20 protein-coding genes are annotated in these 20,700 nt (G+C 40.3%); 2 read left to right on the top strand and 18 right to left on the bottom strand.

All coding sequences use genetic code 11. The features are described 5' to 3' along the window. Nucleotides 1-44: 44 nt before the first annotated feature. From NSQ54_16005 to cspD, 9 genes are all read right to left on the bottom strand, one after another. Nucleotides 45-1,712, bottom strand: coding sequence for a YndJ family protein (locus NSQ54_16005; protein ID WYP25809.1), 1,668 nt, complete (start codon nucleotides 1,710-1,712; stop codon nucleotides 45-47). A 124-nt stretch (nucleotides 1,713-1,836) separates the two neighbouring features. After that, on the bottom strand, nucleotides 1,837-3,276 hold the full coding sequence (locus NSQ54_16010) for a peptidoglycan DD-metalloendopeptidase family protein (protein ID WYP25810.1): 1,440 nt from the start codon (nucleotides 3,274-3,276) through the stop codon (nucleotides 1,837-1,839). Nucleotides 3,277-3,327: 51 nt separating this feature from the next. Then, complete coding sequence (gene ftsX, locus NSQ54_16015) at nucleotides 3,328-4,221, bottom strand: permease-like cell division protein FtsX (GenBank protein ID WYP25811.1); 894 nt, start codon at nucleotides 4,219-4,221, stop codon at nucleotides 3,328-3,330. Beyond that, nucleotides 4,211-4,897, bottom strand: coding sequence for a cell division ATP-binding protein FtsE (ftsE, locus tag NSQ54_16020; protein WYP25812.1), 687 nt, complete (start codon nucleotides 4,895-4,897; stop codon nucleotides 4,211-4,213). The genes ftsX and ftsE overlap by 11 nt, the downstream gene beginning before the upstream one ends. Before the next feature lie 249 nt (nucleotides 4,898-5,146). Further along, nucleotides 5,147-5,992, bottom strand: coding sequence for a YitT family protein (locus tag NSQ54_16025; GenBank protein ID WYP25813.1), 846 nt, complete (start codon nucleotides 5,990-5,992; stop codon nucleotides 5,147-5,149). Between the two features lie 154 nt (nucleotides 5,993-6,146). Next, nucleotides 6,147-7,251, bottom strand: a protein-coding gene (gene prfB, locus NSQ54_16030; GenBank protein ID WYP25814.1) for a peptide chain release factor 2 whose coding sequence is annotated in 2 segments (ribosomal slippage) — nucleotides 6,147-7,178 and nucleotides 7,180-7,251 — 1,104 coding nt in all. Because the reading frame shifts where the segments join, the coding sequence is not laid out codon by codon here. Nucleotides 7,252-7,285: 34 nt separating this feature from the next. Beyond that, entirely contained in the window at nucleotides 7,286-9,808 is a 2,523-nt protein-coding gene (gene secA, locus NSQ54_16035) for a preprotein translocase subunit SecA (GenBank protein WYP25815.1), read from the bottom strand. 157 nt (nucleotides 9,809-9,965) lie between these two features. Beyond that, entirely contained in the window at nucleotides 9,966-10,526 is a 561-nt protein-coding gene (raiA, locus tag NSQ54_16040; protein ID WYP25816.1) for a ribosome-associated translation inhibitor RaiA, read from the bottom strand. A 163-nt stretch (nucleotides 10,527-10,689) separates the two neighbouring features. After that, entirely contained in the window at nucleotides 10,690-10,887 is a 198-nt protein-coding gene (gene cspD, locus NSQ54_16045) for a cold-shock protein CspD (protein ID WYP25817.1), read from the bottom strand. A gap of 406 nt (nucleotides 10,888-11,293) precedes the next feature. Here cspD and NSQ54_16050 point away from each other — a divergent pair, with 406 nt between their 5' ends. Then, nucleotides 11,294-12,265, top strand: coding sequence for a DUF6612 family protein (locus tag NSQ54_16050; protein ID WYP25818.1), 972 nt, complete (start codon nucleotides 11,294-11,296; stop codon nucleotides 12,263-12,265). Between the two features lie 45 nt (nucleotides 12,266-12,310). On the opposite strand, the gene NSQ54_16055 is transcribed toward NSQ54_16050, so the two are convergent. The 6 genes from NSQ54_16055 to fliW form a co-directional block, all read right to left on the bottom strand. Then, on the bottom strand, nucleotides 12,311-12,670 hold the full coding sequence (locus NSQ54_16055; protein ID WYP25819.1) for a flagellar protein: 360 nt from the start codon (nucleotides 12,668-12,670) through the stop codon (nucleotides 12,311-12,313). Then, nucleotides 12,670-13,071, bottom strand: a complete 402-nt coding sequence (gene fliS, locus NSQ54_16060) for a flagellar export chaperone FliS (protein ID WYP25820.1) — start codon at nucleotides 13,069-13,071, stop codon at nucleotides 12,670-12,672. Before fliS ends, NSQ54_16055 begins: the two co-directional genes overlap by 1 nt. A 22-nt stretch (nucleotides 13,072-13,093) precedes the next feature. Continuing rightward, nucleotides 13,094-15,187 (bottom strand): flagellar filament capping protein FliD, encoded by a 2,094-nt coding sequence (gene fliD, locus NSQ54_16065; GenBank protein WYP28577.1) that lies wholly within the window; start codon nucleotides 15,185-15,187, stop codon nucleotides 13,094-13,096. Nucleotides 15,188-15,295: 108 nt separating this feature from the next. After that, the gene (locus NSQ54_16070) at nucleotides 15,296-15,646 is read right to left on the bottom strand and encodes a flagellar protein FlaG (GenBank protein ID WYP25821.1); all 351 of its coding nucleotides are present in this window, start codon (nucleotides 15,644-15,646) and stop codon (nucleotides 15,296-15,298) included. A gap of 75 nt (nucleotides 15,647-15,721) precedes the next feature. After that, nucleotides 15,722-15,958 (bottom strand): carbon storage regulator CsrA, encoded by a 237-nt coding sequence (gene csrA, locus NSQ54_16075; protein WYP25822.1) that lies wholly within the window; start codon nucleotides 15,956-15,958, stop codon nucleotides 15,722-15,724. Nucleotide 15,959: 1 nt separating this feature from the next. Continuing rightward, nucleotides 15,960-16,403 (bottom strand): flagellar assembly protein FliW, encoded by a 444-nt coding sequence (fliW, locus tag NSQ54_16080; GenBank protein ID WYP25823.1) that lies wholly within the window; start codon nucleotides 16,401-16,403, stop codon nucleotides 15,960-15,962. 191 nt (nucleotides 16,404-16,594) lie between these two features. On the opposite strand from fliW, the gene NSQ54_16085 reads away from it, so the two are divergent. Then, nucleotides 16,595-17,173 carry a hypothetical protein gene (locus tag NSQ54_16085; GenBank protein WYP25824.1) on the top strand — a complete coding sequence of 193 codons (579 nt, stop codon included), beginning with the start codon at nucleotides 16,595-16,597 and terminating at the stop codon, nucleotides 17,171-17,173. A 165-nt stretch (nucleotides 17,174-17,338) separates the two neighbouring features. On the opposite strand, the gene NSQ54_16090 is transcribed toward NSQ54_16085, so the two are convergent. Genes NSQ54_16090 through flgK form a run of 3 tightly spaced genes read right to left on the bottom strand, consistent with a single transcriptional unit; the run spans nucleotide 17,339 to nucleotide 20,695 of the window. Beyond that, nucleotides 17,339-17,836 (bottom strand): DUF6470 family protein, encoded by a 498-nt coding sequence (locus NSQ54_16090; GenBank protein WYP25825.1) that lies wholly within the window; start codon nucleotides 17,834-17,836, stop codon nucleotides 17,339-17,341. Nucleotides 17,837-17,842: 6 nt separating this feature from the next. Further along, complete coding sequence (gene flgL, locus NSQ54_16095) at nucleotides 17,843-19,000, bottom strand: flagellar hook-associated protein FlgL (GenBank protein ID WYP25826.1); 1,158 nt, start codon at nucleotides 18,998-19,000, stop codon at nucleotides 17,843-17,845. Nucleotides 19,001-19,015: 15 nt separating this feature from the next. Beyond that, entirely contained in the window at nucleotides 19,016-20,695 is a 1,680-nt protein-coding gene (flgK, locus tag NSQ54_16100) for a flagellar hook-associated protein FlgK (GenBank protein WYP25827.1), read from the bottom strand. Nucleotides 20,696-20,700: the final 5 nt, after the last annotated feature.

Below are 20,700 nucleotides of genomic sequence, written 5' to 3' on the forward strand. Positions count from 1 at the left end.
TCGCTACTCGATTACTACCATTTTAGACAATCACTACTATGAAGTCAAAGCTGTTTTGAGAGCTTACACGTAATTTCATAATCGATCGTCAGGCATCGTAATCCTAGAAAACGTAGCTCATGTACAGCTGTCAAACGTCCAGGATCTTCTGTTGCGCGAACATGGAAATATTCCTCGATCGGTACCCTGATCGTCCATTTTCCGATCGTTACATAAACCCCCTCATCGCCAAGTGAACCAGGCTCTCTAAAGCTAGTTAGAATGAGTCCATTTGATTCATCATGGTCTGGACGAAGGATACCTGTCATAACTGAATAGGGCAGGGGTAAAGCAATATCCATATACGTTTTTTCTTTAGTCGCATAATACGCATAAAAAGCGACAAAGATTTCTTCCTTTGTTTCATAGTCCTTTCGTATCCATGCTCTAACGGGATGCCTCCCATCAATGGTCTCATCAATTGGATAGATGACAGCTTCCATCCTTTGTTTCTTTGGATGCTTGCTTGCCGCTCTTAAATAAAGCTGTCCAATTTTTCCTGTAACCCAATGATAGGGTCTAGAAAGAGGATAGTAGATTCCATGCCATCTTGTGGTAGCGGACATCTCATAATAATTGGTTTTTTCGTAGAAATTCTTTATTGATGAATCAACCTTTTTTGGGGAAAAACCCTCACGACTAAAAGCAGAAAATGTCTCAACCAACCCATCTACCTTTTCATTCTTATCTAAAATGTGAGTGTCCTTTAAGAAACGTTCTCCTACTCTCCCCTTCCCACGAAGTCGACTAAGTCTAAATTGACCGAATGAGAACAATGGACGGGGTTTTATAATCGACCATCCAACCAATAGTAAAAAGCTGTACCCAAATGCTTGTGCGTAGCCATGATAAAGGACCATTTGATCAATCGCAATCAATGTTGTTCCCAATGAAACACCTGCACTATACAAAGCAGATAAAACCATGGCAGCTATTGATATCACTGAAGCTAACAGGATGAACATGTGTGCTACACGATATTGGTGAATCTTCATAAGGACACGAAACGTTTCAAATGCTAACCAGAACATCGCAAGAACATAAATGCCAACAAACAACAAATCAGCCACTCCACCAATTGTAATCCCAATTCCAACAAGAACTGGTCCTAAAATAAGCAGCCCTGACAACAAACCATATCCATGAATGTTAACTTTATGGTGAAAAGCATACCGTCCAAGTAAACCAGCCACAACCGGTACTATCAAACTGGAATAATGAAAATGAACCGCTGTTAACAACACAATGACGGGTGAAAAAGGCAATCCTTCTATCCCTGCCTGACTCATAAAAAGCCACACACCGCCTAAAGCCATGTACACATAGGCTGAATCAATAGCGTTTTCTTCCATTCGCACAAACCCTCTTGTTGAGGCACGTGCAATGCCGATACACGCAATCCAGCACGTGTACAGTAACCAACAAAAAGCAAGTGCTGCTGAGAGAACTCCCGTTTCAATAAATAAGCTTCCCGCACCTAGTAATGAGAAAATAGGTTGTGCTATTAAAAACCATTCACGTTCTCTCTTTTGATGATACGTCAGTTCGGTAACGAGAGGGACCAAAACCAAGATCGAGAAACTTAAAAGAAGCTCAATGGATTGATCATATCCAAATCCAATAACAAACATTGTCCAACTAATTAGTCCAAAGATCACTCGTATATTTCTCATCGTAACGCGCTCCTAAAACAGAATAAAAAACAAGCGTGGTTCACATTTCTAGTGTATCATCCACAGATGATGAAAAGGAAATGTAACCCACGCTTGTTTTAGTTATACGTTTAATTACTATTAATTATCTAGATACATAGTTTAACGGATTAACGGAATTCGATTTCGCACCATTCCAGTTACCTTCATGAACCTCAAAGTGTAAGTGAGCGCCAAATGATTGACCAGTATTCCCCATTAAACCAATTTGTTGAGATTGAGATACTTTTTGACCAGCACTTACATCAATACGCTCCATATGACCATATAATGTTGTAACTGTGCGTCCATCTACCACATGAGTAATGATGACTGTGTTTCCATACCCATTCATCCAGCCAGCTGAAGAAACCGTTCCTTCTTTCGCTGCGATAATTGGCACATCCCCAGTGCGTCCATTCTTACCAAAGTCAATACCGTGGTGCATTTTCCCCCAACGTTGCCCATAAGTTGACGTGACAGAGCCTGTTGTAGGTCTTACAAAACCAGACGTTGACTTCTGTGGTGCTTCGCTGCTTGTCGTTTCACTTTTCACCTGTGGTTGTGAAGACTTAGAGCTAGATGATGATTCTGAGCTCGAATTGTTATTTGAGCTTGTATTATTATTAGAACTTGTAGTTGCATTTGAATTACTTTGTGTTGGTGATTCTTGTTTAGCAGAAGCTTGCTCAGCTTGTGCTTTTGCCGCTTCTTCTTGTCTCTTCTTTTCTTCTTCTTCTTGACGTTTCTTCTCTTCAGCTAAACGTTTTTGTTCTTCTTCCCATGCCGCTAATTCACTTTCAAACGCTGCTTCTTGTTGAGCAAGAATTTCATCTTCGTTCTCAATCTCACCTAGTTCAGCCTCAAGCGTTTCTTCTTTTGACTGAAGATCCCCGCGTTTACTGTCTTTTTCAGCACGTTGATTCTCTAAGTCTACTTTCAATGTTTCTAAGTCTGCTAGATGTCCTTCAAGCTTACTAAGCTCATCTTCAACCTCTGTCTTAGCAGCTTCTAAATCTTCATGGTCCTGGACATGTGCATCAAGAATAGACTTATCTTGACTTGCAATCGTACTAAGTGCGTTCATGCGGTCAAGCAAATCACCAAAATCTTTTGCTCCTAAAATAACTTCAAGGTAATTTACTTCGCCGCCTGATTGATACATATTTTTCGCACGATCTTTTAATAGTTCATCACGTTCAGCAATTCGTTCTTCTAATTCTTTTATTTCTTCTTTAAGCTTTTCAATATGAGCTTCTACTTCAGCAATCTCATCTTCTTTTGAAGAGATCTTATCAGCAGTATCTGCTTCTTCCTTTTCTAGCTTGTTAATCTCATTGCTTAATGTTTCCATTTCTTGCTTTAAATCAGCAACTTCCGCTTCTTTTTGCCTAGCTAGTTCCTGGTTTTCACCACGCTCGCTTTGAACATCTGCGATCTTGCTTCTTAAATCTTCATTTGCATAGGCTGTGTTTCCAAGCCCTCCAAAACCAATCGAACCGAGTGCCATAACTGCGGCAAGTGTAACGTATCCAAACTTTTTCATTAAATCGTTTCCTCCTTAAGTGATCTGCATCTACTAGTGCTTCGGTTTCGCTTATACTTTCAGGAATTTACGTACTGACATCACACTGCCCCATGCTCCGATGAACAATCCAACCGCAAGCAATAATAAGGCTATCTGTAACATATAAGGGTATACAGGTAGTAACGCAAAGAAATTACCTTCTATTTGTGTTCCATAATTATCATATAAAAATTTATATCCATAAATGACGAGCAGAATCGGGATTAATGAGCCAATCAATCCGAGTAGCAGTCCTTCTACTAAGAACGGCCATCTAATAAAACCGTTTGTTGCCCCTACTAGTTTCATAATCCGTATCTCTTTACGTCTCGCCAGAATAGTCAATTTAATCGTGTTAGCTATTAAAAACATCGCTGTGAGCATTAAAGCAACAACGAGCCCAAGACCAATGTAACGACCAACATCTGTTATTTGTAGCAATCTTTCTACAAAGTCTTGACCGTAAGCTACGCTCTCCACGTTACTCAGGTCTTCAATTTCAGAAGCAACTGTTTCAATGGATTGTGGGTTAGCAGCTTCGATTACAAACATATCGTTTAGCGGATTCTCATCTCGAACCGACTCAAAGGCCTGTCCACCGTCTCCTAAGCTATCAATTAGATTACTTAGCCCTTCGTCTTTGCCAAGAAACGCTACTTGTTTTACATCAGTTATGTCTTCAATGCTTGCCCTGAGTTCTTCTTGTTGATCTTCATTTGCAGTTAACTCAATATAGGCTCTAATTTCAACGTCGTCTTCAACCTGTGTTGCCATATGATTCATATTAAGAATAAGTAAGAGAAAAATTCCTACTACTAGAAGCATAACGGTGACTGCACTAATTGATGCGAATGTCATCCATCCGTTACGTCCTAAATTCTTTGTTCCTTCTTTCAAATGGCGACCGACGGTTCTAAATTTCATAACCGTAGTTCCCCCTTACTTCATCACGTACAACTCGACCATTTTCAATGGCGATAACTCTTCGTTTTAACGTGTTTACAATGCTTTTATTGTGGGTAGCCATAATAATAGTAGTCCCACGATGGCTAATATCATCTAAAATGTCCATGATGCCCCATGCAGTATCAGGGTCTAAGTTTCCTGTTGGCTCATCGGCAATTAAGACTTCTGGCCGATTCACAATGGCACGAGCAATGGCAACACGCTGTTGTTCGCCTCCAGAAAGCTCATCTGGAAGAAACTTCGCTTTGCCTTTTAATTTAACAATATCCAGCACTTCCATCACTCGTCGTTTAATTGAGGCGCGTGGCTCTTCAATCACTTCAAGTGCAAAAGCGACGTTTTCATAGACCGTTAAAGTTGGTAGAAGTTTAAAGTCCTGAAAGATCACGCCAATCTTTCGTCTAAGCTTAGGTACATGTCTTTCTTTAATACTATTAAGCTTTGTTTGATCAATAATGACTTCACCTTTTGTTGCTTTCTCTTCTCTATATAACAAGCGGATAAATGTTGATTTACCTGCCCCACTTGGTCCTACTATGTAGACAAATTCACCTTTATCTATTTTTAAAGTCATTCCGTTAATCGCTTTAACGTTATTAGAATAGACTTTCCATACATCTTTTAATTCGATCATGAAACAATCACTTCCTTGCTGTATTACATAAAGATATTGTAGAAATACCACTAATTCTATAAGCTTCTGTCGTATTGCTTGTTCATTATACCATTCATCAATCCTTCATATCATTACAGTTTTATTTCAGTTTGTGACAATTAAGAAGGCTATGCAAAGGATTGTTAGTCTAAAGACCTATATGTTCTAACTTAAAATGGAATACCACCCATAAAGTATATAAAATCCTTTTACTTGTGTAGTGATTCGCTACATTTGTTTTTTAAATCCCTCACCCAAGACCTCCGTCGCATTCGAAACAATTACAAAAGCATTAGGGTCTGCCAACCGAACAACCTCTTTCAATTTTGTCACCTCATGTTGATTAACAACACACATAAGCACGGGTCTTTCTTCGCTTGTATAGCCTCCTTGTGCACTGAGCTTTGTCACCCCGCGATCAATATCGCGAAGAATCGACTGAGTCACTTTATCTTCGTGCTGAGAAATAATATAGGCAATTTTTGCGTAGCCAAGACCCATCTGTACTAGATCGATCGTTTTTCCCGTCACAAAAAGAGAAATTAACGCGTAAAGAGCAAGTTCTAGTCCAAATACAATCGCTGAAGAAATGACGACTAGCCCATCAATTAAGGCAACCGCGAAACCAGAAGTTAAACCGGTGTATTTCTGTAAAATTTGTGCCGCAAGATCTGTTCCACCAGTGCTTGCTCTCGCTCTAAATGCTAGCCCTAGACCAGCACCTACACCGATTCCACCGAAAATGGCTCCAAGCAGCGGGTCTGTGAATCCGACATCCCAATCTCGAGTTAAAAAGACGACAAACGGTAGAAACAAGGTTCCCACTAGTGTTTTCATTCCATAGGATAGTCCACCTAAAAGCAGTAAGCCTGCGATAAAAAGCGGTATATTTAATGACCATTGGATGTAAGCAGGTTCAATGCCCGTTAAATTCGTGACGATCGTACTAATTCCGCTAACTCCACCTGGTGCAATTTGATTTGGTAATAAAAATAGGTTAAATGCAAGTGCAACAATAGCCGAACCAGATAAAATATATATATAATCAACCACTATTCGATGCCAATCTTTCATACACATAACCCCTTTTACGATGAATATATAGTAGGAAAAGTCCCGATGTAGTATAGCATTGCCACGTTCCTATGTAAACGCAGCTCTAGTGACGCGTTAGCAAAGTAAAGTAACGCAAAAAACAGACTGACTATCGTAGCCAGTCTGCTTTCTTCTATAATGCTAGTGACGAACGAAGGTATGCATCAATAAACGGATCCAGATCTCCATCCATGACTGAGCTTGTATTCCCAATCTCATGATTCGTGCGATGATCCTTCACCATACTGTATGGGTGGAACACATACGATCTGATCTGACTTCCCCAACCGATGTCTTTTTGCTCTCCACGAATCTCAGCTAATTCTTGCTGCTGTTCTTCAATCTTTAATTGGTAGAGCTTTGCTTTCATCATTTTCATTGCTTGTTCACGGTTCTTGATCTGAGAACGCTCGTTTTGACACGTTACCACTGTGTTTGTAGGGATGTGCGTAATACGAACGGCTGAGTCGGTTGTATTAATATGCTGACCACCAGCCCCACTTGCACGATACGTATCTACTTTTAAGTCTTCTGTCGCCACTTCTATTTCTACATTCTCATCAAGCTCAGGCATGACTTCACATGAGACAAAGGACGTATGTCGGCGACCCGATGAATCAAATGGAGAAATGCGGACAAGGCGGTGTACCCCTTTTTCAGCTTTTAGATAGCCATACGCATTGTGGCCTTTAATAAGCAGTGTCACGCTTTTCACTCCTGCCTCATCACCAGGCAAGTAGTTCATGGTTTCCACTTTAAATCCTTTTTGATCGGCCCATCTTGTGTACATGCGGAGCAGCATGGAAGCCCAGTCTTGAGACTCGGTTCCACCTGCACCAGGATGTAATTCTAAGATCGCGTTGTTTTTATCATAAGGCTCACTTAATAATAGCTGGAGCTCAAACTGATCAATGGTTTGAGAGAGTTCGCCAACACCTTTTGCAAGCTCTGCCTCAAGCTCTTGATCCGCCTCTTCTTTCACAAGCTCATACGAGACTTCCAGATCTTCATATGTTGACTCCATTGAAAGAAAAGTATCCACTTGTTCTTTTAACCCGTTTGACTCATTAATCACTTCTTGAGCTGTATCTTGGTTGTTCCAAAACTCAGGGTCTGTCATCTTTTCCTCTAGTTCTGCAATACGTTCTTGCTTCTCATCAAGGTCAAAGAGACCCCCTGAAGTTTGTAATTCGCTTCTCAATTGAAGCAAGCTCTTGCTTAATTTCTACCATATCCATTGCATATGACCCCCACAATTACCGTACCTGAATCTTATTGATTTTGGCCGCAGCAATTTTTATATTTTTTTCCGCTCCCGCAAATGCACGGGTCGTTTCTTCCGATGACTTCACCCTTTTGGATCGGTCGTTTTTTTGGTTTCTTATCGCCTTCGTTTGCGCTCTGTTGTACTGCTTTTCCTTCAGCGACTTTTTGACGCTCAAGGTTTTGCTGCACTTGTGCTTTCATAATATACATGGCGACTTCTTCTTCAATGGCTGAAATCATGGATTCAAACATCTCAAAGCCTTCAAAACGATACTCTCTTAACGGATCGTTTTGACCATACGCACGTAAGTGAATTCCTTGACGTAATTGATCCATCTGATCGATATGGTTCATCCATTTACGATCAACGGTACGAAGTAAGATCACTTTCTCAAACTCGCGCATGTTCTCAGGAGTAAATTGCTCTTCCTTCGCTTTGTATGCTTGAAGTACTTTTTCTTGTACGATTTCAATGATCTCTGGCGTGTCTTTCCCTTTTAGCTCTTGCTCTGTCATTTCATCTTCACTTAGAAGCTGAGTGTTCATATACGTAACAATTGCGGACAGATCCCAGTCCTCTTGTACTTCAGCATCTGGGGTATGAAGTGTAACCACCCGTTCAACAACGGATTTCATCATATCTTCTACGATCTTGCTTAGGTTGTCCGACTCAAGTAACTCAAGTCTTTGCTTGTAAATGATTTCACGCTGTTCACGCATCACATCATCATACTGAAGAATTTGTTTACGTGCATCAAAGTTATTTCCTTCAACTCGTTTTTGAGCGGTCTCTACAGCCTTAGAAACGATTTTACTTTCAATTGGCTGGTCTTCTTCCATGCCAAGTCGTTCCATCATGGATCTCATGTTATCTGATCCAAAGCGACGCATAAGCTCATCTTCCATTGAAAGATAGAATTGAGAAGAACCCGCATCCCCTTGACGTCCAGCACGACCACGTAGCTGATTATCAATTCGTCTACTTTCATGACGCTCTGTACCTAGTACATGCAGACCACCAAGATCAAGAACACCATCGCCAAGCTTGATATCCGTTCCACGTCCAGCCATATTGGTTGCGATTGTAACGGCGCCTTTTTGACCAGCATTCTCAATGATTTCAGCTTCACGCTCATGATTCTTTGCATTCAGGACATGGTGCGGAATGCGACGTTGTTTTAGATGTTTTGAAACGAGCTCAGACGTTTCAACACTCACCGTACCTACTAAGACAGGTTGACCTGTTTGATGAAGCTCTTCAATCTTCAACACAACGGCACGGAATTTAGCTTCCATTGTTTTGTAGATCAAGTCAGCTTTATCATCCCTTGAGATTGGACGGTTTGTTGGCACAACCATTACATCCATCCCATAAATGTTACGGAATTCCTCTTCCTCTGTTTTGGCTGTACCAGTCATTCCCGCAAGCTTTTGATACATTCTAAAGTAATTTTGGAATGTAATAGAAGCAAGAGTCATGCTCTCTTTTTGAATCTGCATGCCTTCCTTCGCTTCAATGGCTTGGTGAAGTCCATCGCTGTAACGACGTCCTTTCATTAATCGCCCTGTAAATTGGTCAACAATCACCACTTCGCCATCTTCAATCACGTAGTCCTGATCACGCTGCATCACGACATGTGCTTTTAAGGATTGATTTAAGTGATGGTTTAATTGAACGTGCTTTTGATCATAAAGATTCTCAATACGAAATGCGCGTTCAGCCTTATTAACCCCATCCTCTGTTAATTGAACGGTTTTTGCTTTTTCATCAAATGTATAATCTGTATCAACCTTTAACATACGGATAAATGAGTTCGCTTGTACATAAAGCTGAGTCGATTTTTCAACCGAACCTGAGATGATAAGCGGTGTTCTCGCTTCATCCACTAAAATGGAATCCACCTCATCCACTAAAGCAAAGAACAATGGTCTTTGCACCATTTGTTCTTTAAATAGAACCATGTTATCTCTTAAGTAATCAAACCCAAGTTCATTATTTGTACTATACGTTACATCCGCAGCATAGGCCTCTTGTTTCTCTTCCTTAGATAAGCCTGTTTCGTTTAGACCTACTGAGAGGCCTAAGAAGTTAAAGATTCGACCGTATTTTTCCATGTCACGACGAGCAAGGTAGTTATTTACTGTGACTAGATGAACACCTTTCCCAGCTAGTGCATTTAAATAAACCGCCATGGTTCCAACTAGTGTTTTACCTTCACCGGTTTTCATTTCAGAGATGTTTCCTTGGTGAAGACCAATGGCACCGAGTACTTGTACACGATATGGAAACTCATTAATTACCCGGCCTGCTGCTTCTCTGGCAACAGCGAATGCATCAACTAATAAATCGTCAAGCGTCTCTCCATCTTGAATTCGCTTTTTAAATTCAACAGTCTTTTGTTTGAGTTCCTCATCAGACAGTTTCTTCATGTCGTCTGCAAGAGCTTCTATTTTATCAACAATTCGTTCGTTTTTTTTCAATTGCTTCTGACTCGGATCACCAATGACCTTCTTTAATAGACCTATCATGGAACTCGTCCTCTCTTCCTTTTGCCTACTTCTTCATCTTAGGCAAATCACACTACAGTTAAGGCTTATTTTATCAGTTTAAATGAAGGCTTACAAGATGGTAGGATGCCAACATCAAAAAGGACACGAGTTTCCTCGCGTCCTGTGTGTTCTATGTTTAGGCTTCCGGCTCAATCAACCCGTACTTTCCATCCTTACGACGGTAAACGACACTTGTGTCTCCACCCTCAGCGTTTGAAAAGACAAAGAAGTTGTGACCTAGCATGTCCATTTGTAAAATAGCCTCTTCGGCATCCATTGGTTTTAAGTTAAAGCGTTTAGTACGAACCACTTCAAGGTCTTCATCTGATTCCACTTCTTCTGTTTCGCCCTCTAACGGCTCAAGTTCATTCTTAAACATATATTTCAGACTGCCTTCCTGTCTGAACTTACGGTTAACCTTTGTTTTATGTTTGCGAATTTGTCGTTCGAGCTTTTCAATGACCTTATCAATTGCTGCATACATGTCAGAATGAGTTTCTTCACCACGTAATAAAAGCTGTGGCATCGGAATGGTTACTTCAATTGCTTGCTGGCTGTTAATCACTGATAGCTTGACATTGACATCCGCAACCGGAGTTGTGTCAAAATAACGCTCAAGCTTACCTACCTTTTTTTCTACGTAGTCGCGAAGAGCTGGAGTTACTTCGATGTTCTCGCCACGAATATTATAATTCATTAAGAACGCCTCCTTTATATCTATAGATTAACATATACCCTTAACAAATGCTCACATAAACATTATGAAAAATTTAGAAAAATCACAAAACAAAAAAACCTGCCCGAAGACAGGTTTTGTAGTTATTTAGCAATGATTCATTTCCTAAACCCAGGAATGTGAATTAAAGCTTTTCGACGTTAGAAGCTTGAGGTCCACGAGCACCTTCAACGATTTCGAACTCAACTTCTTGACCTTCGTCAAGAGATTTGAATCCTTCTGCATTGATAGCTGAGAAGTGTACGAATACGTCATCCCCATCTTCACGTTCGATGAAACCAAATCCTTTTTCTGCATTAAACCATTTTACTTTTCCTTGCATGCTTCACATTCCCTTCGTAACTTAATTCATGTGGTCTTTCCACGCTTTTAATATATCAGTGCGCTATGTTAATGTCAAACGCTAGACCACGGCTAAAATCGTCTAAGTTTGAGGATTTCTGACGATTTATAAAACGATTTCTGATAACGCTTTCTTTTGTATCAAGGGTTTCACACGTTTTTTCATCTTATTCACATGTTCTGGAACAATAGCAAAATGTGTCGAAAAGTTTTCATAGATTTTTAGAAAAATAGAATTTTCAAATTTGAGACCTTTTACCTGTTGGTTTATATTGGGTATGTTTGTTACCATGTAACATGTTGAAAGCTGGTTTGATTTTCATTATATAGGGTAATTGAAAAAGGTATTTATGTCTGAGATTATTTTACAACTTGGGGGAGTTAACATGAAAAAGGTCAAGTGGCTAGTTACAGGTTTAGTGTGCACGGTAGCCTTGGTTGCATGTGGTAACGAAGATGCAACCACAGAAGAAACGGGTACGAATGAGGAAACGGAAGCAGCAGCGAGTGAGGAAGGTACAGACGAGGCAGCGACTGAAGATTCAACAAATGAAGAAGTTGCAACCGACGATGCTAGGTCCATTCTTGAACAGTCCATCAACGCGATGACTGACGTTGAAAGCTTTAATATGGATATGACCATGAATCAAACGATGGAGATGGAAGGCGAAGAGCCACTTGAAATATCCACAAATTTAAAGATGGATGCCATTCAAGACCCATTATCGTTCTATCAAGTTATTGAGTCCCCTGATCCGATGTCAGGTGAAATTGCAGAAGTAGAACAGTATTTTGTAGATGGGGAAATTTATACATATGACCCGTCTCAAGATATGTGGATCAAGATGTCTGGAGACTTAATGGGTATGAACGACATTGAAGACTTGGAAATGTCACCAGAGGAACAGCTTGAAACATTAATGGGGTTTGCTGACGACATTACCGTTGAGGATGAAGGCGACCGCTATGCTTTAACCATCAATGGATCTGGTGATGAGTTAAAGGAAATTGCTCAAGGATTAGCGAATGCAGAAACAGATGCTACGATGCAAGCTCAGATGGATCAGCTTTTTGAAAGCATGGACATCACTAAGCTTGATTATGTTCTTTACATCAATAAAGAAACGTACTATCAAGAAGAAATGAATATGAATCTGGATATGGAAATGGACGCTGAAGGTGATACGGTTACCATTAGCCAAGTTTCAAATGGAACATTCGGCAAATTTAATGAAATTGATGAAATTACCGTACCAAGCGAAGCAATTGACAATGCTGTTGAAATGACTGAAGAAGATCTTGGTGGAATGAACGGTGATTGGGAAGCAACTGAAGAAGAAGATACTGACAGCGAATAATAGCAAAAAGCGTAGAGATCAACTAAGTTAATCTCTACGCTTTTTTTATACGCCTCTTTTATCAAAAAAAGCTCCGTCTGTCATGCCCTCGTATGGTTGTTCATATTTTCGACCTGTTTCCCTCTTCCGGTGAAGCTGGTGCAGGTCGTTTCGAATGTGCTGTTGAAGAATGAGAAGTGTAGCTTGAAAGGTTTTGTTTTGCTTAATAACCTCATCTCTTAATTCATCCTTTGATGGGTCCTCCGGAGCGTCAGCTAACTGCTCAATTAATGTGCCGCGTTTAATTAAACCCTCATCTAATGTCTGAATAAAAGCCATTCGTTCATCATCACCAGGCGGAAGACCTGCATCCACATGTTTTTGGAGCTCAGCCGTCTGCTTGAAGAGCTGAGTTAAAATCGACATTAGGCTTGTCCACCAGAACCATGTCGCTTCTGCCGATCAATTTGGATAACCTGCTTCCACGTATCTCGAAATTCGACCACAAAACCTTCTGCATCCTTTAATGCCTGCTGATCGTTTTTCACATTCGCATCGATGAGTTTTGAAAGAATAAATTCATACATTCTATACATGTTCTTTCCTACTTCATCCTCCGCCTTTAATGTAACCATGAGCTCACGAATGATATTTTGTGCTTTCGTTAAATACGTATTTCTTCGTTCAACATCCTGCTCAACCATTGCCTTGTCGGCTTGATGAATGAACTTTAAGCATCCATTATAAAGCATTAATGTAAGCTCACCTGGACTTGCTGTATTTAATGCATTTTGCTTATATGCCGATTGCATCGTTGATACGGCCATCTCATTCCATCTCCTTTTCTAATTAAAATCCACCATTACCCATGAGCTGAGACATCAGCATGTCTCCTTGGTTATTCGCTCGTTGCACCGCCGACTCCATGGCTGTGAACTGTGCCCAATAACGCTTTTCCTTTTGTTCTAATCTCATCTCAAACGTCTTGATTCGTTTATCGATATCATTTAATTCGCGACCGATCGCAAACTGATGATTTTGTGCATAACCCGCACCACCTGCTGTTTTAGAGATAGAATCAACAGTTGTGGAAATAGAGTTCCGAAGCCTTCTAGCAATTCCTTGCTCTCCAGACGTTTCGCCATCCGCATTAAAAAGATCGAACACCCCATCAGGATCTTTCTCAATCGCTGCCCGAAGCTTGTCTTCATTAATTTCCAACTTACCTCTCGACATGTAGTCACTTGACGTTGTGATTCCGATTGCAGATAAATGAGTAAATTCACTATCTGATCCTGTATTCACTGGCTGATACATCACTTGTCGCATCTGATCAAAGCTTCCTCTAAGCAATGGATCATTACGCAAGTGACCAGCACGTGCTTTTTCCTCCCAACGCTCCGCTTCTTTTTCAGACAACCCGTCACGCTCTTCCTCCGTTAACGGATCAAAGTCACGATTCCGCGTTTCCGTTAGCTTTCCGTTCACGTGTTCAAGAAGTTCATTATATTGTTTGACGAACTCTTTGACTGTATCAACGACCGAATCAACATCTGTTGAAGCATTTAACGTCACGGCTTTCCCTTCAGAAAATGTATCTTTAAGTGTAACCGTCATGCCGCTGATGGTGAAGGTATTTGTGCGACGTTCGGTAACAAGACCGTTTACGGTGAAGGAGGCGTTGGATCCCGGGATTTCTTTATCATTATTTAATTTTAATGTCTCAGTCATGAATGAGCCTGAGAAAGTCATTTCTTTTGAAATTATTTTTTGTTTTTTATTATCTTCTTCTGCTCCCGTATCAACTTCACTTTCCGAATTTTCATCAACTGGTTCTTTAAACTGATTATAAACCCCAGTCTCTTTACGAGTAACAGATACTTGTCCTGTATGGTCATCGAAAAACATATTGACCCCTGCATTCGAATCATTAAAGCTCTTCATTACAGAATCTAGTGATTGGGAGTCTGTGAAAAGAAACCTTGCGTGAACCGTTTCATCACTTGCGTTAACTGTATCTACTCCAGCAGTTGTGTATTTTTGCTTATATTCTATTGTAATATCGTCTTTAGGCTCAAAACCTTCTTTAAAGGCTATCTGTCCCGTTTCGCTATTAACTTCATAACGCTCTTTATTAATAGTTTCAGTTTGGCCTTTCAACTTTATTTCTACATTATTAATATTTTTTATACCGACATTAAAAGTTGATTTAGGCTTTACTCCTTCAGCAGGCGCAGCATAAGTAAATGTCTTTTCTGCAGTATCAGCTGCATATGTTACATCAACTGTTAGGTTTCCAGTAAGCTCTTCTGAGAAAGTAAGTGTACCATTTTCATTAACACTAACTTGATTTTTTTTCAATTTCTCATCAGAAGCTGCTACAACATCCATCGTTTTTCCATTAACCTTAACTACAACATTTGAGAAGTCTTCTATTTTTTGTGGAGGTGGTTGCAATTCAGTAGTTCTTTCACTAGAATTTAGCGAAACTTTTTTTGTTCTAATTCCGCCTTCCTTCCATACTGAACCATCTGTAATTTCATCACTTTTAACTTCACCAGTTAATTGGGCTAAAGTTGAATTACTCGTTGTTCCCTCTTTTATCCGTTCAGTACTCTTATTACTCGCCGACGTCGCCAACTGCTCCACCTTCGATATCGAAAACGACGTATTCCCGATATTCGAGCTCGCTGTCGCTGTAATTAAGTCTGAATTCGAGCTTTGCACCGTTCGTTTTTTCATGACTGAACTTCTCATCATGTTATCAAAAATCGAGTCACTGAATGTACGCAGCTTCAGGTTGATTTCACGATAATCTTCCATCTTCCATTCAAGTGTTGATTGTTTTTTTACTATTTTGTTGAGAGGCATGCGTTCTGCTCTCATTAGATCTTTTACGATTTGATCAATGTCCATTCCTGTGGCCATACCAGTCAAACGCATCAATTTTCATTCACCTCGGATGTTTTATTCGCTATCTTTTATATCGGCTTTTTATAAGAGAGCTTAAGTCCAAACAAAAAAAGAGAGTCACTTTTTATGCGCTCTCTCTTATACTCGTTCGTCTACGATTAATCCTGCATTTTTCAGCATCGAAGCAACCATATCAAGGAATTCCTCTGGTGGAATTTCTTTTACGACTTCTTTTGTTTGCTGGTCTACGACTTGAACATAAATTCGGTCTAAATCTTTGTGCATGTTAAATTTAATTGAGGTAGGTGTGGTACTAAGTAAATCATTCATACTATCAATTTGATGTTCTACAGTTGCTTCTGTAACAACTTGTTGGCCAAACGGAGAGCTTCCCCCATTTTGTTCTGGTGATTTTTGCTGCAGGTCCGCTTTTACAACAGATTGAGGGCGACCGATATCTGGAATAGCAGAAGTTGAATGAATGTCCATATTCTCATACTCCTCATTAGTAGAATGTACTGCTTCTACTAGCTTTATCGGACACCCATACAATCTGCTTAAGACTTACTTATCAATATGCAACTTTGGTAGGACTTCTTTCAGTTGATCTAAAGAAAGCTGATTGACCGCTTGGGCATTTTCTTGTTGGATGGCCAAGTACACTTCTTTTCTATGAATGTCAATATGCCTCGGGGCATTGATTCCGATCTTAACTTGCTCCCCTTCAATAGCCAAGATTGATATGGAAATGTCTTCTCCAATTTGAATATGTTCGTTTTTCTTTCGTGTGAGTACGAGCATCTTACTCACTCCCCTTTTTAACAGGTTCAAATAACGTATGCTTAGTTTGATAGATTGAATCATTCGTAAACACTTGTTTTCCAATCTTTGAAACCGTATTTATAATGACTGGAGCTTGAAGATTGGCTGTTGTTTGCACAAATGGATCTTGAACCGTTAATAAAACATACACAGCAACATCTTCTTCTTTTTCGATTTCGAGTTGAGAGATCGTAGATTCAGACAGCTCGACTTGATAGTCTGGCATATATTGAAATGGAGAAACGGTAATAAAAGCTACGTCTGAGGCTTGGACAGACTGTAACACATAAAACGGTGTGCCCTCATCAAATGGAAGTAACACAAATGATTTCAAGTCTTCAAATGCAGGTAATCCAGCAGGTATGGTAATTACTTCTTCTTCCGTAATCGTTACCTCGCCAAAATATTTTGATTGTATGTTCAATGCACTCATCCTTTTTTCTTGTCATCCTCTAAAGTATAGGGAAATCAATCGATAACAATCAAGCGTAGATTAATTAAAATAAAAATCCAATAAAGTTCATTTTTTTGAAAAAAGTTGAAGGGTTTTGGTGTTTTATGTAGAACCTACTACTATAGCCCTGTAATTTACGCATTACAAAAGGAGTACACCCCGTGACTATTACCTCACTTTCAAACCAATTCAAGCATTCTGCGCAACTGTTCTGTTATGAATCCTGGCGTATTCCTAGCTCAATCTATTCATATGAGGCTAATTGTTTATTCACGGGCGAAAGGCAAGAAACGTTTAGAGTAGGGTCAAACAACACCGCAAGCCTGTTTCTTCAGTGCGAGCAGCAATCACATTCGTTACTCGTTATTGCACATGTTAGTAAAGAGTTTTACCTAAGCCCACATTTTATTCAAGCCCTGTCTGAAGCGTTTTCCTCACTCGACAGAGTCAGCTCACAGCCATTGAATGTTTGTGGTATCATCATCTACGATCCATCTCGTCACATTACTGTTAAGACCTTCAATTATCTTTATTCTACTCACGTCCGTGAATTTAAGGTGTATCCATTATTCCCTCTTGAAACGATTCCTGTTATATCCCCGCCACCAGATATCACACTATCTTTTGAGAGAGTCATTGGAAACAACCGACAACCTTATCTGTTTGATGATTTACAGGTAACAGCAGAATCAGCATTGAACATGGCATCACACTTTTATCGTTCTATCCTCGGGCTATAGGTGATGGTTTGATAATTATTTTTTCACTATTCGTTATTATCGGACATTGGTTTGAATCGATAAGAAAACAGCAGCCTACTCTCCTGTGGCTGCTGTTTTTGTTTATGCATTCTCTACTCTAAATGAGATCGACGGCTTCTGGACCAACTGTTGCGTTGTCGTCCACTATGGGATGTCCAGTTTGTTTGGAGTAGGCGTTATTTGAATGGAAAGCTCTGAGTTAGGTGCCTGTATATTGAGCTTCCCAGGTTGTACTTGAATCTTCACCCGGTCAACGGAATGCGGCATATATGCGATCGTACTCGAAGGGGGAGGCGACACGTTTTGCTGCTCGGCAAGCCTTGCAAATGTGACACCTCGTTCAATCCTCGTCAATTGCTTTCCTTCTTGAGCTTTTTCAGCTACATATTCACTCGCTGCCGCCTGACCTTTCGCCGCCCAATCAGCAGCTAGCTGAGTCGTTGGCTTTAAATTTGCTTCTGAGAATGCTTTTGACTGATCGATAAATAACGTTGCTGCTTCTTGACTGATTTCGAGCGTATCCGAACCATTTTTATGAATCTTCATCTCGGCTGAGCCCTGTTCAATCCTCATCTGTGGTCGAGATGTTTTCATTTGTAGCTTGACATCCGTTGTTTGAATAAGAATCTGACTTGAGATCATACCAAGTTACCGTAGAAAGTCCATCAGTGAAGGTTGCATAATACGAGCGCCTGATGACATCGCAATTCGATGAACATTTTCCGCCATAATTAAATTCATGATCGTTTCTTCAATATCTACATCTTCATTGTTTGTCATCATCTTTTTGACGTTTGCATCCTGATCCTCAAGACGATTGGTCATCATCTCAATTCGATTTAAACGGACTCCCACTTCAGACCTCTCTGACACGAAATTAGAATGATGCGCATCGATATTTGTGATAAAGGATGTTAAATCTTCTCCAGTGGTATTAGGGTCTTTTAAGATCGCTTCTAATCGTGTAATCTCTCCAAATAATTCTGCAGAAAAAAGATCACTTCCCTGAACATTTACTGGGATATGAATGCCTTTATTGACTTCAATCGTAACATCTTGATTGTTCATCGAGATCGCTCGGTTTTCAACCATTGCAAGTTCACTTACCTCAACGTTTTCAGAGGTTCCACCATTTGCTGGGCTACTGTACGTGATAGTTGGATTCTCTTCGTCTTGAATATTGATCGTAAGTAATACGCGTTCGTCTTCCTCCAGCTCTTGACCAATTTGACGTGTATCCTGATATACATACGCTCCATCTTCACCTTCTACATAACGAAAGCTTTGGTTATTGTAGACGATTGTATGGTCCTCTGCATTGGCACCTTCAAGTAAAGGGCCAATACCCATTGCAATCTTTGCATCCTTTTGAATGGGTGCTGTATCCGTATTTGCTCCGTTAAATAAATAGCGATTATCAACTTTGGAATTCCCTAAATCCTGCATGTATTGCTTAAGCTGACCAATCTCTTTAGCTATATTATCTCGTTGCCCTTCATCGTACGTATCATTTGATGCTTGAATGGTTAGATCCGAGATTCGCTTTAAAATTTGTGCTCCTTGATCTAATACGCCTTCTGAATGGTCTAGCCAGTTTTGTGCCTCTGATATGTTTCGTTTAAACTGACTAACTTCTGATGCAGCTTGACGGTGCTGTAACCCCTTCATAGCGATAACTGGATCTTGAGACACACGCGTGATTCGTTTCCCAGTTGTTAATTGGTCCTGTAGCTTCCCTAACTGTGAATATCCTTGATTAATATGCCTCATTGTATTAGCTGAAAGCATCTGTTGAGTGACTCTCATGTAATCTCCCCCTTCCTAGCGTCCGACTACGCCCATTCCATTAATGATTCGATCAAGCATTTCATCCGTAACAGTAATCATTTTTGCTGCAGCATTATAGGCATGTTGCAGCTGAATCATCATTGTTAATTCTTCATCCATCGACACATTACTAACCTCTTGACGACGACTATCAATCGAAAAGAGAAGCAAATCTGAGTTCACATAGTTTTGTGCGGCTTGTTTCCCTTTTGTACCCAGTTGACCAATAAAGTCGCGATAAAACGTACCAATTTGTTTAGACTCTTCGCCAAACGATACTTTTACATCTCGTATAGAAGAGATAAGCTGTGCGTTTGTGTGATTACCTGTAATGGCTTTAGGTACACCGTCCTTGAAATTGGCACCATCATTTAGAAATGCTTGAATGGCAGCATAATCTGCAGGCGATGCATTAAGAAGGCTTTGGTATGCAGATGGATTCTCTAGTGCTTCTACATTTACCCCAAGAGATGCAATGTTGTTGCCATTTGCTAGAATCTCTTGATTCACGGTAAATGTAAACGGCATTCCTTCATCCGAGAAGTCAAAGAAATTTCCACCGAGCTCTATTTGGCCGTTGGCGCTAGGAGATTTGTATCCAATAGAGTGCACTGCATTTACTTCTCGTGCAAAGGCTTGAGCGACTTCAGTTAGTTGATTTAGGGCCCAAACATAGTCTCCCTCTATGGATTCTGCGTCATCTCCCTCACTCACATAACCAAATGCCTTGATCAGTCCCGACCATTCACCTTTTGCAAGATTTTCACCAGTCAGCTTAACGGTTTCCGTGCTTTTTGTAATCGTGATACCCGCAACGGCACCAAACGTAGATTCCGTTTCATATTGAATGGAGACCTCAGCCAAGTCACTAGGGTTGTTATAGGTAACTAGATTTACTTCAGTCCCATCAGCACCTAACATCTTAATGGTTGCCGCACCTTCAGCCACTGGACTAGCTTGACCTCCACTTGGTGAACGGGTCACAGAAATATCCATCAGATTAGATAGTTCATCGATTAGTGCATCCTGTTTGTCATATAAATCATTTGGAATATAACCATGAGGTTCTACACTTCGAATTTGAACGTTGATCTGATTGATGGCATCTAAGAGAGCATTTACTTCTCTTCCAGTCGCATTGATTTCTTCTTTTATTTGATCTCTCGTTTCTACGAGGTCACGAGCAGCCCCGTTAAAGCTTTCTACGATCGTATTCGCTTCCTCTTTCAAAACGCTTTGGTTTTCTTTCCCTGAAGCAAGATCACTCCAAGCATTCCAAAATTGATTAAGCTGCTTTGAAATATTACTAGATTGCGCTTCAAGTTCTGGAGATTTGAATGTCTCATTAAAGATATCTTCCATCCGTTCAAAACTTTTGTACGATGCGTGCCAAAAGCCTGAATCACTAGCCCTGCTTCTGAACTGAACATCTAAAAATTGATCACGAACTCTTTGAACGGACCCACCTTCAACTCCAGTCCCAATTTGTCCTGGAATAGATGGCTGATTCATCCCTGCTGTTGGGAAGGCACTGGTTGGACTTAAATTTACACGCTGTCTTGAATACCCAGGTGTATTAGCGTTTGCAATATTGTGGGCGGTTGTTTGCAGACCGTATCGTTGTGCATTCATTCCACGTTTTGCTGTTTCTAACCCAAAGAATGTAGATGACATACATG

Source organism: Alkalihalobacillus sp. FSL W8-0930 (assembly GCA_037965595.1).
GTDB lineage: Bacteria > Bacillota > Bacilli > Bacillales > Bacillaceae_D > Alkalicoccobacillus.

Bases quoted from the DNA above. Each gene is read 5' to 3' on its own strand.
- NSQ54_16005 (WYP25809.1), bottom strand. From the start codon at position 1,712: ATGAGAAATATACGAGTGATCTTTGGACTAATTAGTTGGACAATGTTT.
- NSQ54_16010 (WYP25810.1), bottom strand. From the start codon at position 3,276: ATGAAAAAGTTTGGATACGTTACACTTGCCGCAGTTATGGCACTCGGT.
- ftsX (WYP25811.1), bottom strand. From the start codon at position 4,221: ATGAAATTTAGAACCGTCGGTCGCCATTTGAAAGAAGGAACAAAGAAT.
- ftsE (WYP25812.1), bottom strand. From the start codon at position 4,897: ATGATCGAATTAAAAGATGTATGGAAAGTCTATTCTAATAACGTTAAA.
- NSQ54_16025 (WYP25813.1), bottom strand. From the start codon at position 5,992: ATGAAAGATTGGCATCGAATAGTGGTTGATTATATATATATTTTATCT.
- secA (WYP25815.1), bottom strand. From the start codon at position 9,808: ATGATAGGTCTATTAAAGAAGGTCATTGGTGATCCGAGTCAGAAGCAA.
- raiA (WYP25816.1), bottom strand. From the start codon at position 10,526: ATGAATTATAATATTCGTGGCGAGAACATCGAAGTAACTCCAGCTCTT.
- cspD (WYP25817.1), bottom strand. From the start codon at position 10,887: ATGCAAGGAAAAGTAAAATGGTTTAATGCAGAAAAAGGATTTGGTTTC.
- NSQ54_16050 (WYP25818.1), top strand. From the start codon at position 11,294: ATGAAAAAGGTCAAGTGGCTAGTTACAGGTTTAGTGTGCACGGTAGCC.
- NSQ54_16055 (WYP25819.1), bottom strand. From the start codon at position 12,670: ATGTCGATTTTAACTCAGCTCTTCAAGCAGACGGCTGAGCTCCAAAAA.
- fliS (WYP25820.1), bottom strand. From the start codon at position 13,071: ATGGCCGTATCAACGATGCAATCGGCATATAAGCAAAATGCATTAAAT.
- fliD (WYP28577.1), bottom strand. From the start codon at position 15,187: ATGCGTTTGACTGGTATGGCCACAGGAATGGACATTGATCAAATCGTA.
- NSQ54_16070 (WYP25821.1), bottom strand. From the start codon at position 15,646: ATGGACATTCATTCAACTTCTGCTATTCCAGATATCGGTCGCCCTCAA.
- csrA (WYP25822.1), bottom strand. From the start codon at position 15,958: ATGCTCGTACTCACACGAAAGAAAAACGAACATATTCAAATTGGAGAA.
- NSQ54_16090 (WYP25825.1), bottom strand. From the start codon at position 17,836: ATGATCTCAAGTCAGATTCTTATTCAAACAACGGATGTCAAGCTACAA.
- flgL (WYP25826.1), bottom strand. From the start codon at position 19,000: ATGAGAGTCACTCAACAGATGCTTTCAGCTAATACAATGAGGCATATT.
- flgK (WYP25827.1), bottom strand. From the start codon at position 20,695: ATGTCATCTACATTCTTTGGGTTAGAAACAGCAAAACGTGGAATGAAT.